The organism is Streptomyces sp. NBC_00353 (genome assembly GCF_036108815.1).
Taxonomy (GTDB): domain Bacteria; phylum Actinomycetota; class Actinomycetes; order Streptomycetales; family Streptomycetaceae; genus Streptomyces.
Map to the genome: position 1 here is coordinate 4,488,437 of NZ_CP107985.1, position 14,803 is coordinate 4,503,239.

Annotated in this window: 14 protein-coding genes; 6 read left to right on the top strand and 8 right to left on the bottom strand. The window is 70.6% G+C overall.

The features are described 5' to 3' along the window. Window positions 1-195: 195 nt before the first annotated feature. Entirely contained in the window at window positions 196-1,317 is a 1,122-nt protein-coding gene (locus tag OHA88_RS20160; RefSeq protein ID WP_443044380.1) for an acyltransferase family protein, read from the top strand. Between the two features lie 7 nt (window positions 1,318-1,324). Here OHA88_RS20160 and OHA88_RS20165 read toward each other — a convergent pair whose 3' ends face one another. Beyond that, on the bottom strand, window positions 1,325-1,969 hold the full coding sequence (locus OHA88_RS20165) for a TetR/AcrR family transcriptional regulator C-terminal domain-containing protein (RefSeq protein WP_326605395.1): 645 nt from the start codon (window positions 1,967-1,969) through the stop codon (window positions 1,325-1,327). Window positions 1,970-2,007: 38 nt separating this feature from the next. Between OHA88_RS20165 and OHA88_RS20170 the strand changes: the two genes are divergently transcribed. Next, window positions 2,008-3,441, top strand: a complete 1,434-nt coding sequence (locus OHA88_RS20170; protein ID WP_328626561.1) for an FAD-dependent monooxygenase — start codon at window positions 2,008-2,010, stop codon at window positions 3,439-3,441. A gap of 149 nt (window positions 3,442-3,590) precedes the next feature. On the opposite strand, the gene leuE is transcribed toward OHA88_RS20170, so the two are convergent. Both leuE and OHA88_RS20180 read right to left on the bottom strand, forming a co-directional pair. Next, window positions 3,591-4,268 carry a leucine efflux protein LeuE gene (leuE, locus tag OHA88_RS20175; RefSeq protein ID WP_328626562.1) on the bottom strand — a complete coding sequence of 226 codons (678 nt, stop codon included), beginning with the start codon at window positions 4,266-4,268 and terminating at the stop codon, window positions 3,591-3,593. A 72-nt stretch (window positions 4,269-4,340) separates the two neighbouring features. After that, window positions 4,341-5,921: an acyl-CoA mutase large subunit family protein gene (locus OHA88_RS20180; protein ID WP_328626563.1), complete on the bottom strand. Its 1,581-nt coding sequence runs from the start codon at window positions 5,919-5,921 to the stop codon at window positions 4,341-4,343. 221 nt (window positions 5,922-6,142) lie between these two features. Between OHA88_RS20180 and OHA88_RS20185 the strand changes: the two genes are divergently transcribed. Next, window positions 6,143-7,042: a L,D-transpeptidase family protein gene (locus OHA88_RS20185; protein ID WP_443044257.1), complete on the top strand. Its 900-nt coding sequence runs from the start codon at window positions 6,143-6,145 to the stop codon at window positions 7,040-7,042. Window positions 7,043-7,230: 188 nt separating this feature from the next. Here the strand turns inward: OHA88_RS20185 and OHA88_RS20190 are convergent, their stop codons facing one another. From OHA88_RS20190 to OHA88_RS20210, 5 genes are all read right to left on the bottom strand, one after another. Then, window positions 7,231-8,421 (bottom strand): hypothetical protein, encoded by a 1,191-nt coding sequence (locus tag OHA88_RS20190; protein WP_328626565.1) that lies wholly within the window; start codon window positions 8,419-8,421, stop codon window positions 7,231-7,233. Beyond that, entirely contained in the window at window positions 8,421-9,140 is a 720-nt protein-coding gene (locus OHA88_RS20195; RefSeq protein WP_267002739.1) for an RNA polymerase sigma factor, read from the bottom strand. Before OHA88_RS20195 ends, OHA88_RS20190 begins: the two co-directional genes overlap by 1 nt. A gap of 298 nt (window positions 9,141-9,438) precedes the next feature. After that, window positions 9,439-10,002, bottom strand: a complete 564-nt coding sequence (locus OHA88_RS20200; protein ID WP_328626566.1) for a hypothetical protein — start codon at window positions 10,000-10,002, stop codon at window positions 9,439-9,441. A gap of 170 nt (window positions 10,003-10,172) precedes the next feature. Then, on the bottom strand, window positions 10,173-10,871 hold the full coding sequence (locus OHA88_RS20205) for a DUF4328 domain-containing protein (RefSeq protein ID WP_328626567.1): 699 nt from the start codon (window positions 10,869-10,871) through the stop codon (window positions 10,173-10,175). Window positions 10,872-11,086: 215 nt separating this feature from the next. Continuing rightward, window positions 11,087-12,691, bottom strand: a complete 1,605-nt coding sequence (locus OHA88_RS20210) for a family 20 glycosylhydrolase (protein ID WP_328626568.1) — start codon at window positions 12,689-12,691, stop codon at window positions 11,087-11,089. A gap of 320 nt (window positions 12,692-13,011) precedes the next feature. Here OHA88_RS20210 and OHA88_RS20215 point away from each other — a divergent pair, with 320 nt between their 5' ends. The 3 genes from OHA88_RS20215 (at window position 13,012) to OHA88_RS20225 (ending at window position 14,785) form a co-directional block, all read left to right on the top strand. Then, entirely contained in the window at window positions 13,012-13,539 is a 528-nt protein-coding gene (locus tag OHA88_RS20215; RefSeq protein ID WP_328626569.1) for a 2-oxo-4-hydroxy-4-carboxy-5-ureidoimidazoline decarboxylase, read from the top strand. A 383-nt stretch (window positions 13,540-13,922) separates the two neighbouring features. Then, the gene (sdhC, locus tag OHA88_RS20220; protein ID WP_078852596.1) at window positions 13,923-14,303 is read left to right on the top strand and encodes a succinate dehydrogenase, cytochrome b556 subunit; all 381 of its coding nucleotides are present in this window, start codon (window positions 13,923-13,925) and stop codon (window positions 14,301-14,303) included. 5 nt (window positions 14,304-14,308) lie between these two features. Then, window positions 14,309-14,785, top strand: a complete 477-nt coding sequence (locus tag OHA88_RS20225) for a succinate dehydrogenase hydrophobic membrane anchor subunit (RefSeq protein WP_030914525.1) — start codon at window positions 14,309-14,311, stop codon at window positions 14,783-14,785. The last annotated feature ends 18 nt before the right edge of the window (window positions 14,786-14,803 follow it).

Sequence of the window (14,803 nt, forward strand, 5' to 3'; positions counted from 1 at the left end):
AGCACGCTAAGAAACCTGAACGGCCGCAAGATGAACTCGCCCTGTCAGCACGGGAAACTGATCCCCTCTCGTCCGTTTCGGGGCCTCGGAGCGCCCTAACCTGACCCTTCGCCACTGTGGGAAGGGAAGGCCGTGACCATCACTCCGGAGAATCCGGGCAGGACCCTCGAGCGGGTTCTCGCCGCCCCGGCGCCGGTGCCGGCGCCACCACGCCCGTCGTCGTCGCCCCTGGACCGCCGCCCGGCGCGCGCCAGGCCCCGGCTGCGCGCTCTGGACGGGCTACGGCTGGTCGCCGCGCTGATGGTCGCCGCGTACCACTACGGTGGCCGGGGCGGCGACATCACCAAGGCATGGGGAACCTCCGCCGCTTCCCTGTTCCCCACCGCCCACACCTGGTTCGCCTACGGCTGCCTCGGGGTGCAGATCTTCTTCGTCATCAGCGGCTTCGTGATCTGCATGAGCGGCTGGGGCCGCTCACTGGCCTCGTTCTTCGCCTCCCGGGCGGCCAGGCTGCTGCCCGCGTACTGGGCGGCGGTCCTGCTGGTGACACTGGTCTTCGCGCTGCCCGCGGTGGCGTACAAGGCGGTCTCCCCCAGCGATGCGCTGGTGAACCTGACACTGCTGCAGCAGCCACTGGGCGTGGACCGGGTACTCGGTGTGTGCTGGACGCTGTGGGCGGAGATCCGCTTCTACGCCCTGTTCGCCGTGTGCGTGGTGCTGCCGGGGGCCAGCAGGCGACGGATCGTGCTGTTCTGCGCCGCGTGGACGCTGGCCGCGGCGCTCGGCAAGGCATCCGGCGGGCCGCTGGCCGAGGTGGTCCTGATGCCCGAGTACGCCCCCTTCTTCATCGGCGGCATCGGGCTCTACCTGGTCCACCGAAACCGGCGGGACGTCACGGCCTGGGGCATCGTCGGCGTCAGCTGGCTGCTCGGCCAGCACTACGCGGTGGCCTCGCTGTGGCACCCGGCGGGCCCGCACGACTTCTCGTACCGCTCGTCGCTGGTCATCATCGCGATCGTGACCGCCGGATTCGCCGCGGTCGCCGCTATCGCACTCGGCGCCCTCGCCCGCTTCGACCGCCCTTGGCTGACAGTCGCGGGAGCGCTGACGTACCCCTTCTATCTCGTCCATGAACATCTGGGGTGGGTGGCGGTGAGCGCGTTGCACCGGCGGCTCGGCATACCGGCGGGAGTGACGGCGGTGCTCACGGTGGCGCTGATGCTGGCGCTGGCGTGGCTGCTGCACCGGTACGTGGAGCGGTGGTGCACCCCGCTGCTGCGCAGATCCCTGACGGGCGGGTCGGGCCGCCCCGCCTGACCACCGCTCAGCGCACCCCGTACCGTGCCTCGATCCCTGCGACGATCAGCCGCAGGCCGTCCTCGAACCGTTCCTCGTAGTGGGCGAAGATCTCGGCGCCCGCCGCGGCGGCGAGCGGGTACTGCGCCATCCGCTCGGCGCGCTCGCCGATGTCGAAACCGTCCCGCCGCTCGTCCGGCATCGGGCGGACGCCCTGCTCCTCACTGACGAAGCCCATCGTGTACGCGTACGCGGTGGTGCCCGCCCGGACGGCCTGCCAGAGTTCGAAGCCGGCGTCGACCATGGTCCGCAGATGGGCCTCCAGGCCGTCGGCGTGATCGGTGCCCGTGAACCTCGCACCGCCGTACACCTTCGCCCCGTCCCGATAGCGCAGCAGCGCGGCGCGCAGCCCGCTGTGGTACGCGACCAGCTGGTCCTGCCAGCGGTCGGGGGCCGGGCCCGGCAGATCCTCGTCGAGCATCCGGCGGTACATCACCGTGGCCATCTCGTCGAGCAGCGCCTGCTTGTCCTTGAAGTGCCAGTAGAGCGCGGGCGCCTTGACGTCCAGCTCCTTGGCGATGGCACGCAGGGTGAGCCCGTCGAGGCCCACTTCGTTCAGCAGCCGCAGCGCGGTGTCGGCCACCCGTGCCCGGTCGATCTTCGTCGTACCCACCTTGACAATTTAACAGCGTTAAGCACACACTCCCAACCATGGAACTTAACGGCGTTAAGGAAACTGAGGTGCTGATCGTCGGAGCCGGCCCCTGCGGCCTCGCGCTCGCCTGCGATCTGGCCCGCCGCGGCGTGCGCGCCCTCCTCATCGAGCAAGCGCCCACGCTCTTCCCCGGCTCGCGCGGCAAGGGCATCCAGCCGCGCACGAGAGAGGTCCTCGACGATCTCGGAGTCGGCGACGCCGTGCGTACGCACGGCGGCCCGGCACCGGTCGGGATGGTCTGGCAGGACGGGCGGCGCCAGGGCGAGCGCGACATGTTCCGCCGGGCGGCGCCGACGGAGGCCGAGCCGTACGGGGAGCCGTGGATGATGCCGCAGTGGCGCACGCAGGAGATCCTGCTGGCACGCCTGCGCGAGCTGGGCGGCGACGTCGCCTTCTCGACCGCGCTGACCGGACTCGCCCAGGACGCGGAAGGCGTCACGGCGCACCTGTCCACCGGTCCGGTGCGTGCCTCCTACCTGGTCGCGGCGGACGGCGGACGGAGCACGGTCCGGCGCGCACTCGAAATCCCGATGACCGGTGAGACCGTGGACCCGGCGCCGATGCTGGTCGCCGATGTGCGGGTCACCGATGACGCTCTCGACCGGCTCAACTGGCATATTCTGATGGGCGACGCGGGTTTCGTCACCCTCTGCCCGCTGCCCGGCACGGCGGACTTCCAGCTGGCGGCGCAGTTCAAGGAGGGCGAGCCGGACACCTCCGCGGAGGGCGTACGCGCTCTGGTCGCCGCCCGCACCCACCTCGACGCGGACGCCATCACCGAGGTGCGGTGGTCCTCCGACTTCCGGCCGCGTGCCGCGCTGGCCGACAGGTTCCGCGAGGGCCGCGTCTTCCTGGCGGGCGACGCCGCCCATGTCCACTCCCCGGCGGGCGGGCAGGGACTCAACACCAGCGTCCAGGACGCGTACAACCTGGGCTGGAAGCTCGGCCAGGTGCTGCGGCACGGCGCACCGGTCGCACTGCTCGACAGTTACGAGGCGGAGCGACGGCCGGTCGCAGCCGACATGCTGGGGCTCTCCACCCGCATCCACCGCGGTGAACAGGAGCGCGGCGCGGCAGCCCAGCAGCTGGGGCTCGGCTACCGCGAGGGCCCGCTGTCGGCCGGCCGTGCGGGCGCGCTGGTGGCGGGCGACCGGGCCCCGGACGGACCGGCCGGCGACGGCCGACGGCTCTTCGACGTGTTCCGGGGACCGCACTTCACGCTGCTGGTCGTCGGCACCGACGCGGAACCCCCCGCGTTCGACGGCCCGGCGAGCGCTGCGGTCCACGTCCACCGCACCGACGCCTACGCGGCATACGGGAAGGGCCTGTTCCTGATCCGTCCCGACGGCTACATCGGCTGGGCGGGCGAGGACGCCTCGGAGCTCGGCGCATATCTGGCACCGCTCGGCCTCGACCTCCAGCGCGGTTGATTTCCTGCGCTCGCGGTCACGGACGGGCGAGTGCGGAGATCCGCCGGGACATCCCCGCCGAGGAGTACGTACGCGCGCTCACGGTCCTGCAGCACATGATCCGCGGCATCGGAAGCAACGCGTGGCACCGGTGAGCCGGGCCACCCACCTCACACGCTGCTGAGCGAGAGCTTCGCCGCGAAACCGAGGAACAGCACACCGGCAGCCGAAGTCGCGCCCGCCGACAGCCGCTTGCGGCGGCGGAACGCGGCGGACAGCCGGGTGCCGCCGAATATCAGCGTCGACAGGTAGAGGAAGCTGGCGATCTGCAGCAGCGTGCCCAGCAGCAGGAAGGACAGCGCCGGATAGGCGTACCCGGGGTCGACGAACTGCACGAAGAAGGAGATCAGGAACAGGATCGCCTTCGGGTTGAAGAGGCTCACCACCAACGCCCGCCGGTACGGCCGCTCCGCCGCCCCGGCCGCCGTCCTCGCCCCGCCCGGTCCGGCCGCGTCGTCGGTCAGCTCGGCGATCTGCCGGTGCCGCTCGCGCCACATGGACGCCGCGGCCCGCAGCATGCCGATCGCCAGCCAGGTCAGATAGCCCGCGCCCGCGTACTTGACGATGGCGAAGAGCACCGGCGTGGTCTGCAGCAGGGAGGCGGCGCCGAGCGCGGACAGCGTCATCAGCACCGTGTCACCGGTCCACACACCGGCCGCCGCCACATACCCGGTCCGCACACCGCGGCGGGCTGCGACGGAGAGCACGTACAGCGAATTCGGCCCCGGCAGCAGAACGATCAGCACGAGGCCGACGAGGTAGGTCGGAAGATCAGTGACACCCAGCATGAAAAGGAGTGTCGCACGCGGGTACGACACTCCTCCCGGGTGGTATTCCCGCCCGGTGACCCTCGGGGTGGATCAGAACGCGTCCGTCGGCACGTACGTCCCCCACACCTCCCGCAGCGCGTTGCACACCTCGCCGACCGTCGCCCGCGCCGCCAGTGCGTCCTTCATCGGGTAGAGGACGTTGTCCGTCCCCTCTGCCGCCTTCTTCAGCCGGCCCAACGCCTCGTCGACCGCCCCCTGGTCGCGCTCGGCCCGCAGCTTCGCCAGCCGGGCCGCCTGCTGGGCCTCGATCGCCGGGTCGACGCGGAGCGGTTCGTACGGCTCCTCCTCGTCGAGCTGGAAGCGGTTGACGCCGACGACGACGCGCTCCCCGCTGTCCGTCTCCTGGGCGATCCGGTAGGCGCTGCGCTCGATCTCGCTCTTCTGGAAGCCGCGCTCGATCGCGTTGACCGCCCCACCCATGTCCTCGACCTTGAGCATGAGGTCCCTGGCCTCGGCCTCGACGGCATCCGTCATCGATTCGACGACGTACGAACCGGCGAACGGGTCGACGGTGGCCGTGATGTCCGTCTCGTACGCCAGGACCTGCTGGGTGCGCAGGGCCAGCCGCGCGGACTTGTCGGTCGGCAGCGCGATCGCTTCGTCGAACGAGTTGGTGTGCAGCGACTGCGTACCGCCGAGAACCGCGCCGAGCCCCTGGACGGCGACGCGCACCAGGTTGACCTCTGGCTGCTGGGCGGTCAGCTGGACGCCCGCGGTCTGGGTGTGGAAGCGCAGCATCAGCGACTTGGGGTTCTTCGCACCGAACTCCTCCCTCATCACCCGGGCCCAGATCCGGCGGGCGGCGCGGAACTTGGCGACTTCTTCGAGGATCGTCGTACGGGCGACGAAGAAGAAGGAGAGGCGGGGGGCGAAGTCGTCGACGTCCATGCCGGCCGCGACGGCGGTACGGACGTACTCGATGCCGTCCGCGAGGGTGAACGCGATTTCCTGCGCGGGCGAGGCACCGGCCTCCGCCATGTGGTAGCCGGAGATCGAGATGGTGTTCCACTTCGGGATCTCGGCCTTGCAGTACTTGAAGATGTCGGCGATCAGCCGCAGCGAGGGCTTGGGCGGGAAGATGTACGTGCCGCGGGCGATGTACTCCTTCAGGACATCGTTCTGGATGGTGCCGGTCAGCCGGTCGGCCGGAACGCCCTGCTCCTCACCGACCAGCTGGTACATGAGGAGGAGCAGCGCGGCGGGCGCGTTGATCGTCATCGAGGTGGAGACCTTGTCGAGCGGGATCCCGCCGAACAGGACCCGCATGTCCTCGACCGAGTCGATCGCCACCCCGACCTTGCCGACCTCTCCGGACGCGATCGGCGCGTCGGAGTCATGGCCCATCTGGGTGGGCAGGTCGAAGGCGACGGACAGGCCCATCGTGCCGTTGGCGATCAGCTGCTTGTAGCGGGCGTTCGATTCGGAGGCCGTGCCGAACCCGGCGTACTGACGCATCGTCCACGGTCGGCCCGTGTACATCGACGGATAGACACCACGGGTGAAGGGGTAGGCGCCCGGCTCGCCCAGTTTGTCGTCGGCGTTCCATCCGTCGAGTGCGTCCGGCCCGTACACCGGCTCGATGGGCAGTCCCGACTCCGACTCGCGCGTCATCTGCTGTGCCTCCCGCTGGAGCTACTTGCTGGTAACCAACGACCCTCGCGACGGACTGTAGCGGTGGGCGTGCGACCGGTGGAGAGGCACAGGCTGGGACCTTGCTCACAAGGTGCGTCCTACGGGCTTCCCCACCGCATTCACCATCATGCGCGGGCTTTGGCAACCGGGCAGAACGGGAATTCGTCCTAAGGGATACCGAAGGAAGCAGGTGGCCGAGGATGGCACAAAGAACCGGGCACAGTGCAGGAACGACAGGCCGGAGAGCAAGGCACCCGGGCGGTGCGGCGGTGGCCGCCGTCGCAGTCCTCGCGCTGACCGTCACCACCGCGGGCTGCCGGGCGCAGCCCGCCAACGGGTCCCCGGCAGCCACGTCGTCACCGCCGAAGAACTCCGCCCCGGCGACCGACGACGCCAAGCCCGCCACGACTGCCTCGAAACCGGCGGCCTCACCGACGACGTCCGCCACGCCGAAGCCCGCCCCGCAGGCGAAGACACTGATGGCGACCGGATCCCAGGGCAAGCAGGTACGGGACCTGCAGGCCCGGCTCCGTCAGATCGGCCACTTCGGCCGGACCCCCACCGGCTACTACGGCACCCTCACCGTCGCCGCCGTGCAGTCCTTCCAGGGCAAGCGCGGACTGTCCCGGACGGGCCGGACGGACACGCTCACCTGGCAGAAGCTGCTCGCCATGACCCGGACGCCGACGGCCGCCGAGCTGAACCCGCCGACCTCCCGCCCCGTCGCCAAGCCCGACAAGCGCTGCCTGACCGGCCGGGTGCTCTGCATCAGCAAGAACAGCCAGACCCTGGCCTGGATGATCGACGGCCAGGTCGTCTCGGCGATGGACGTACGGTTCGGCTCGCAGTACACGCCGACCCGCGACGGCACCTTCTCGATCTACTGGAAGTCCCGGCACCATGTGTCGACGATCTACCACACGGCCATGCCGTACGCGATGTTCTTCAGCGGCGGCCAAGCCGTGCACTACTCGGCGGACTTCGCGGCCCGAGGCTACAGCGGGGCCTCGCACGGGTGTGTGAACGTCCGGGACGAGGGGAAGATCGCCGCACTCTTCGACCAGGTCCGCACCGGCGACAAGGTCGTCATCTACTGGTGAGGGCGAAGAAAGAAAGGGGGCGCGGGCGGGACCGGGGGAACGTGTCCCGCCCGCGCCAGGTGCGCTGAGCCGAAGGTACGGGGGGAACCCCGGCTCTGTGCGCTGCCGATGACCAGTCGGCTCACTCAGTACTGCGCCGACGGCCCGGAAAATGTCACACCCGGTGGCAGCGGAGCGGCCGGCGCGGCTCAGCGAGTGGACGCAGTGGTGCCCGGGACGGCCGAGAGCGCGGGGCCCGACGGCGGCGTAGTGGCGGGTTTGAACCAGAGTGACCGGACCGCGTCCGGACCGTCGTTGCCCGTGCCCTCGTCGGATCCGCTGCCGCTGCCCTGTTGTGCGTCACCGCCGTCGCCGTCGGCTTGCTCCAGGACGCGCTTGCAGAACCGGTCCAGGTTGCCGGCGCCCCTGGCCATCGCTACGAGGCGCCGCCTGCGGTCGGCGTCGAGATCGCCCTCGCGGTAGTCGCGGCAGGCCCTGACGGTCCGGCCCAGCCATTTGCCGGACGTGCCGCCCTGGCCGCCGCCGGAGGTGCTGTCGCGGGCGGTCCCGTCAGCGGAACGGGGGGCGGCGTCGACGTCGTCCCCGTAACCGCCGTCCTTGCCGTCCGTGCCGTCCCGACCGTCCCGGCCGTTCACACCGCCGTCGCCCTTGCGGGTTCCGTCGCCGGGAGCGGACGGGCCGGCGGGGTCCGGGGAGGTGTCCGGGCCCGGGGAAGCCTGCGGCGGGACGGGCGTCCTGTCGGACGTGGGCCCGGATCCCAGCTCCCCCGGGGAGGCGGGCGCCGACACGGAGGAGGCGGGCAGCGGGTTGGCGTGCCCGCCGAACGGGCCCGGAAGCACGCCCGTACCCGCGGCGACGGCGACCCCGCCGAGCGCGCAGCCCGCGAGGGAAGCGGCAAGCCCGAAGCGGAGGGGCCGTCTCCAGCGCCGTGAACGCATGCCACCACCGGAGGAGGACGAGGAGAATGGGGCGGAGGAGGCAGGGCCGATACGGATCGCTCCGAGCATCTCGGGCAGCCCCGGATGCACACCTCGTCCCGGCTGCCCCATCTGCTCCGGCTCGCTGCTCTGCGTGGCGTGCCCCGTCGGCTGCCCCGGCTCGCTACTCCGCGTGGCGTGCCCCGTCGGCTGCGCCGCCCGCGTTTCGGACCGTTCCCGCGTACGGGTGGCGCGCGGGACCGCGCGGAAGGCGGCCAGGGCGGCGGCCTCACCCGGCAGTTCGTCGGTGGCCGGCCGGGCTTCGCGGGCGGCGGCGGCCAGCGCGGCCATGAGCCGTACGGCCTCGGTACGCGCGTGGCCGTCGACGGGATCGACCGGTTCGCCGCGGAGCAATCTCTCCGCCGCGTCCTTGTCAAGCCATTCGTGCTGTTCGTCGGCCATCACATGTTCCTCTGCGTCCACGGACGCGAATGCGTCACACCGGCGGACGCCGTCAGTCCGGTGCGCGAGACGCGCTGCGCGGGTACGGCATCGAGCTCCGCCACCTGACCTGCCGCGCTCCCGTGCGGGTGGGAAACGCCGCGCCCGTCGCCGTTCGTGCCGGTCTCGCTGTCCGCATGGAGCAGTTCCGCCAGCCGTTTCAGCCCGCGGTGCGCAGCCGTACGTACCGCCCCCGGCCGCTTGCCGAGCGTCTGCGCCGCACTCTTCGCATCCAGGCCGACCACCACACGAAGCACGACGGCCTCGGCCTGGTCCTGCGGCAGCTGGGCGATGAGGGACATGGTGCGACCGGTGGCCAGGGCCTCGATCGCCTCGTCGGCGGTGTCGGACTCGGCCGGCTTCTCGGACAGCTCCGTCTCGTCGCCGCCGACCGCGGGGCGCCTGCCGCGCATCCGCAGATGATCGAGGGCGCGGTTACGGGCTATGCGCGCCGCCCACCCCCGGAACCGGTCGGCGTCGCCGCTGAACCGGTCGAGGTCCCGCGCGATCTGCAGCCAGGACTCGGACGCCACGTCCTCGGCGTCCGGCTCCCCCACCAACGTCCGTATATAACCCAGCAGCCGCGGCTGCACTGCGCGGTACACAGTACGGAAGGCGTCTTCGTCCCCGTCCTGTGCCGCGAGCACCGCGGCGGTCAGCTCCGCGTCGTCCCCCAGCACTCCCTCAACCTGCCCTGCTGTCCTGAATCGCAGCTGGTCACCACTGCCGCGCCACCCTGCGCGACTCAGCACGCTACGTCCTTCGCGGGGGCCACGTCCATGACTTGTACAACCCGCAACATTTCACGGACACCGTGCGGTGTGACAGAAAACGCAGTCGCGGCGCTGAGATGAGTACGGGGTCGCCATGCGGCCCCGCGGAAGACGACCGGGGCCTCTCCTGTGGGGGGTGGCGGCCCCGGTCGTCCTCGTCAACTTCCCGAGCATTTCAGGCACTCCGCCGCCCGAACGGGTTCGATCACGCCGACCCGCGCCCGCGCGCCCGCCGCGACGTCGCCGCACGGAGCACGCGCTGCCCCTCGGTCGAGACGTCAAGCACCTGACGCAGCCCCGCCCCCGCGGACTCCGCCAGCATCTCCAGGATCCGGATCTGCCGGCGCACCTCCCCGGTGACCAGCGGCCCGGCCTCCGTCGGACCGTCCTCGCGGCAGCGCCGCAGCAGATCGTCCCCGGCAGCGGGTGTCGCGTCCTGCCCGAGGTGGACCTCCAGGGCCAGGAGGGAGCAGGCGTCCGCCCACGCCCGCAGCCCCGGATCCGTCCGCTCCGCAGGCGCTTCACCGAGCAGCTTTCGTATCGCCGGTATCGCCCCGTCCACCCCGGAGGGCACGTCGTTCAGCGCCGCGCGGGCCTCAGCCAGGCGGTCCGGCCATTCGTCGCCGTTGGCGCAGGCCGCCCAGAGCGGACGCAGGGGGTCGGGGTCGGCGCCCTCCGCGGGCTGCGGCAGGCATCGGTCGAGGCAGGCGGTTCCGCTCGCGACCAGTGCCCGCTCGTCCGCGGTGGCGATCAGTTCCAGCAGGCTCATCGGCTTCTCCCCCGTCGGCCTGTCCCCGTACGGGTCCGCACGGGGACGCGGCGCTTCCCGTTGCCGCATACCGCTTTCAGCGTCGAATGGCTCAAAATCGTCACTGCTGGAGTCTGAAATCGCACCCCAACGGGGGTTCGTCCCCCCGCTGAGGCTCAGCGGGTCCGTCCTCAGCTGAGCGGATACACGCCCAGAGCCGCCCGCTCCCCCTGCATCCGGGTCAGTTTGCGCACGAAGAGGATCGCGAACACCGCGGCCACGATGTCGAACGCATCGGCTGCCAGCATCCGGCCGGCCGCGTCCATGACCTCCTGCGCCTCCTCTGCCTTCATGTACTGCTGGGAGGCGTACCGGGAGAAGACCCACGAGCAGACCCATGCCCCCCACCACAGATTGACCGGGGCCACGGAAACCGTGCGCCAGCTGCCGTCGGTGTGGGTCTGGGCGCTCGCGGTCCAGATGCCGCCCGCGATCCGACGCGGCAGCACCAGGTTGGCGACCGGGACGAACCATGCGCCGACCGCCCATCCGGGCTTCATCTGCTGCATGCTCGCGTCGAACACCTCGGCGTTCAGCCGCACCCGCCGGAACCAGAGGATGAAGACGACGCCGGTGGCCAGCATCACCAGGGCTTGAAGGACCCCTGAGGCCGCATACAGGTTGTCGGCGCGATCCGCCTCGGCGTCGTCGAGCGTCGCCAGGCCGCTGTCCAGCGCATCGCCGAGCAGGCTGCGGATGTTCAGCCCCGCGAGCACGGCGAGCAGGTCGGCCGCGGCGGTGACCACGAGCAGGATGACGACGGCCTTCGCGAGCCCGTCGGGTGAGCGCAGCAGCTGCTGCGGCGACGCGAAGGACGGAGCCGCAGGCATCGGCGCCGACGCCCCGGCAGGGCCGGCGCACAGGATGCAGAGCCCCTCCGCGGTGACCGGCGGTCTGATGCGGCAGGTTGAGCACAGCATGAAGTGGACCCCCCGGGATTCTGAATCCTTCTCGCAAGAACGCGCGGCTCCACCCCCGGAGCGCGCGGCAAGCGGAATCTAGCCCCGGCCCACCGTGATGTCCATCGAGATCCGGTACGGCCCACTCAGCCCGACTTGTCGATCGTCCCGGCGAGCGCCTGGAACTGACTCCAGCTCAGCGCCGGCTTCCTCGGATCCCAGAGTTTCTGGGCCGTGGCCCGCAGCGGCATCCGGATACCCGCCGCCACCTGCGCCGGCGTCTGTGCCTGTGGCAGGTCGCCCCAGACCGCGAACCGGCCGCCCAGAATCTGGCTCGAATAACGGGCCGGGACCGGCTGGGTGCCGCGCAGGACGAGCGGCGTCCACAGCTCGTAGATCCGCTTCCCCGTCGGGTAGACGAACTGATTGGGCTGGCCGAGCACGTAGTAGAGGAACTCGTCGTTGAGGTTCACCACCCGGCGGCCCTCGCTCAGGTACTCCTCCGGCGGCCGTGCGCCGTACTCCTTGCCCGTCCAGTACTCGACCTCGATGCCCTTGTCGGCCCGGACGATGCCGCCGCGGAAGAAGCCGTCGTTCCAGGCCTTCGGCTGCAGGCCGTGCGGGCGCACCACCGCCGCCCGGTCGTTGAGCCATCCGGTGGCGAGGTCCTTGATGCCGGCCGCCGCGCCGTACTTCAGCTGGGCGGCACGCTGCAGCTGCGGGTACGAGGCGGCGGGGTTCTGGACCGTCAGCGCGCGGTATTCGTCACCGCCGAGATGCCAGTACCTACCGCCGAATAGATCCGCGAACTCGCCGATCAGCTGGTCGATGAGTTTCGCCGCGTCGGGACGGGAGATGTCGATCGACCCGGTCGAGGCCACGCCCGCCGTGTTGCGCAGCTGGAGTTCGGGGTGGGCGCGCAGGACGGCGCCGAGATGGCCCGGGGAGTCGATCTCGGGGACCACATCGATGTGCAGCCGGCCTGCGAGGGCGAGGATCTGACGGACCTCCGCCTTGGTGAGATGTTCGGGCGACACCACCTCGGGGTGGGTGTCCGACTGGATCCGGAATGCCTGGTCGTCGGAGAAGTGCAGGCCCAGCTGGTTGAGCTTGAGGTCGGCCATCTCGCGCAGCCGGTCCTCGATCCAGCCCACGCTGTAGTACTTGCGCGCGATGTCGAGGTTGAGCCCGCGCTGCGGCCGGTCGGGGCGGTCGCGCACCTCCCCCTCGGGCATGGTGCCGTCGGCGCGCAGCGCCTGTTTGAGGGTGCGGGTTCCGTAGAAGACGCCCGCCTGGTCGGGGCCGGTGATGGTGACCCGCCCGTCGTGGGTCCTCAGGGTGTACGACTCGGGGGCGCCCTTGCCGGGGGTTCCGAGGGCCAGCTCGACATCGCCCGCGCGGGCGGGGACGGCACCCCGGTAACTGATCTTCAGCTCCTTGGCGAGCAGCTGCGCCTCGTCCGCGAGTCCCCCGCTGCCGTCGCCGATCACGACGGCGCTGGTCGGCCCCGGCCGCCAGCCGGGGCCCCGGGCCGGGATGTGTTCACGTACGGCGGGGATGGTGCGGGGTGCGACGGAGAGCGGGTAGCTACGGGTCGGCGAAGGGGACGCGTGCGAGGGCGTGCTGGCCCCGGCCGTCCCCTCTTGGCGTCCGGTGTCGGACACATCCGGCCAGACGACGACGGTGATCGTCACCGCGGCCGCCGCAGTGAGGGCAGCTCCGGCCACGAGCGCACCGCGTGAGAGCGACATCGGTCAGAAACCTCCGGTATAGGGGCAATAGGGCAAAAGCATGGAGATAGCCGGGCATTCTCCCCGGAGATTCGTCCATCGGACGTTCCGAAACTCTCACTTCCGGGTGATATTCGCGCATCCGTCGGACGGTCGTTACCCCCGCTCGCTAGCGTTGGACCACATTCATCTCTCCCTCACCCTGCGTCCCCCTGGTCTCTCTCGTCCCACCACGCCAGGGTCACAGATGCCGATGATCCGAGGAGCCCACGCTGTCCAGGCCCAGCGAGTCCCACGCCGGCCTCCCCGAACCACCGCCACAACACGACGTCCGGCCCGCCGTGCCCGTCCAGAACTGCCGTCCGGCCCCGGCACGGGTCAGCGCCCCCTCCCGCGGCCTCGACCGGTTCAACACCGCATCGCCCGCCACCGCCGAAGCCGCCCTGCTCGGCTGCTGCGGCAGCCACCGCTGGGCACAGCGGCTGGCCGCCCACCGTCCGTTTCCCGATCTGGGCGCGTTGCTCGCCGCCGCCGACGAGGCGGGATACGACCTGGACCCGGCCGATCTCGCCGAGGCACTCGCCGCCGAGGACTCCCCCGGATTGCACCACGCCGCACCCCCGTCCGCGCATCTCGCGCTGAGCGCCGCGCATGCCGCGTACGAGTGCCGCTTCGGCCATGTCTTCGTGATCTGCCTGGACGGCTTCCTGCCCTCCGAGCACCCGGACCAGGTGCTGGCCGGCATCCGGGCCAGGCTGGGCCACGACCTGGACGAGGAGCGGGTGGTCACGGCGGACGAGATGCGCAGACTGGCACGGGGCCGCATCATCGAGCTGATGACGGACAAGGACCCGGCGGACACGCCCTGAAAGCCGGACACCCCTGAGGTCTTTCGTTTGGATCAGGCTGGATCAGGGAGCGGGGTCTGGCGCGTGCAGCTGCAAGGCGGAGGAAGGAGCCCACGCGGAGCGAATGGGGTCTCCCCTGCTCGAGCGAAGCCGAGAGCTTGGGGAAAACTGACGACAACGCGGCAGATGTGCGTGCCGGGCCCCGCGAGCCCAGCATGATCCAAACGAGAGGCCCTAGCCCGTCCGTGCCTGTTTGATTGCCACTTTGATCACACCAGAGGCCCCCGCGCGAACGAACCGACAAACCGTCGCTACGATGGCCGGGGCCGGTGGACCGTACCCGGCCGGGTCAGACCGACAGTCAAGCCGGCCGACCCCAATCCCCGCTCCCGGAGGGTTCTTCCGTGCCGGCTGGAACGCTGTACCGCGGCCGGGAAGGCATGTGGTCCTGGGTGGCTCATCGAGTCACCGGTGTCCTCATTTTCTTCTTCCTGTTCGTACACGTCCTGGACACCGCTCTCGTCCGCGTCTCCCCCGAGGCCTACGACGACGTCGTGGCCACGTACAAGACGCCGATCGTCGCGCTCCTCGAATACGGCCTGGTGGCCGCCATTCTCTTCCACGCGCTGAACGGTCTCCGCATCGTCGCCGTGGACTTCTGGGCCAAGGGCCCGCGCTACCAGAAGCAGATGCTCTGGTCCGCCGTGGGTATCTGGGTCGTGCTGATGGTCGGGGCCCTGTACCCCGTCCTCGGCCACGCCGTACGCGAAGTCTTCGGGAGCTGAGGCCAATGTCCACCGAGTCCTCCGCCGCGATCGGCTCCGTCGAAGGCGTCAGCCTCTACGACGTCGACCACCCGGCCCCGGTCATCGAGCCCCCGCGCAAGCGGACGGGCAAGAGCCCCAAGGCTTCGCGCACCAACTTCGAGATGTACGCCTGGCTCTTCATGCGCCTGTCGGGCATCGTTCTTGTCGTCCTGGTCATCGGCCACCTGCTGATCCAGCTCGTGCTGGACGGTGGCGTCTCCAAGATCGGCTTCGCCTTCGTGGCGGGCCGCTGGGCCTCGCCGTTCTGGCAGGTCTGGGACCTGGCGATGCTGTGGCTGGCCATGCTCCACGGCGCCAACGGCCTCCGTACGGTCATCAACGACTACGCCGAACGGGACAACACCCGCTTCTGGCTGAAGATGCTCCTGTACACCGCCACGGTGTTCACCGTCCTGCTGGGCACGCTGGTGATCTTCACCTTCGACCCGAACATCCGCTAGGCGCCGGGCCAGAGGGAC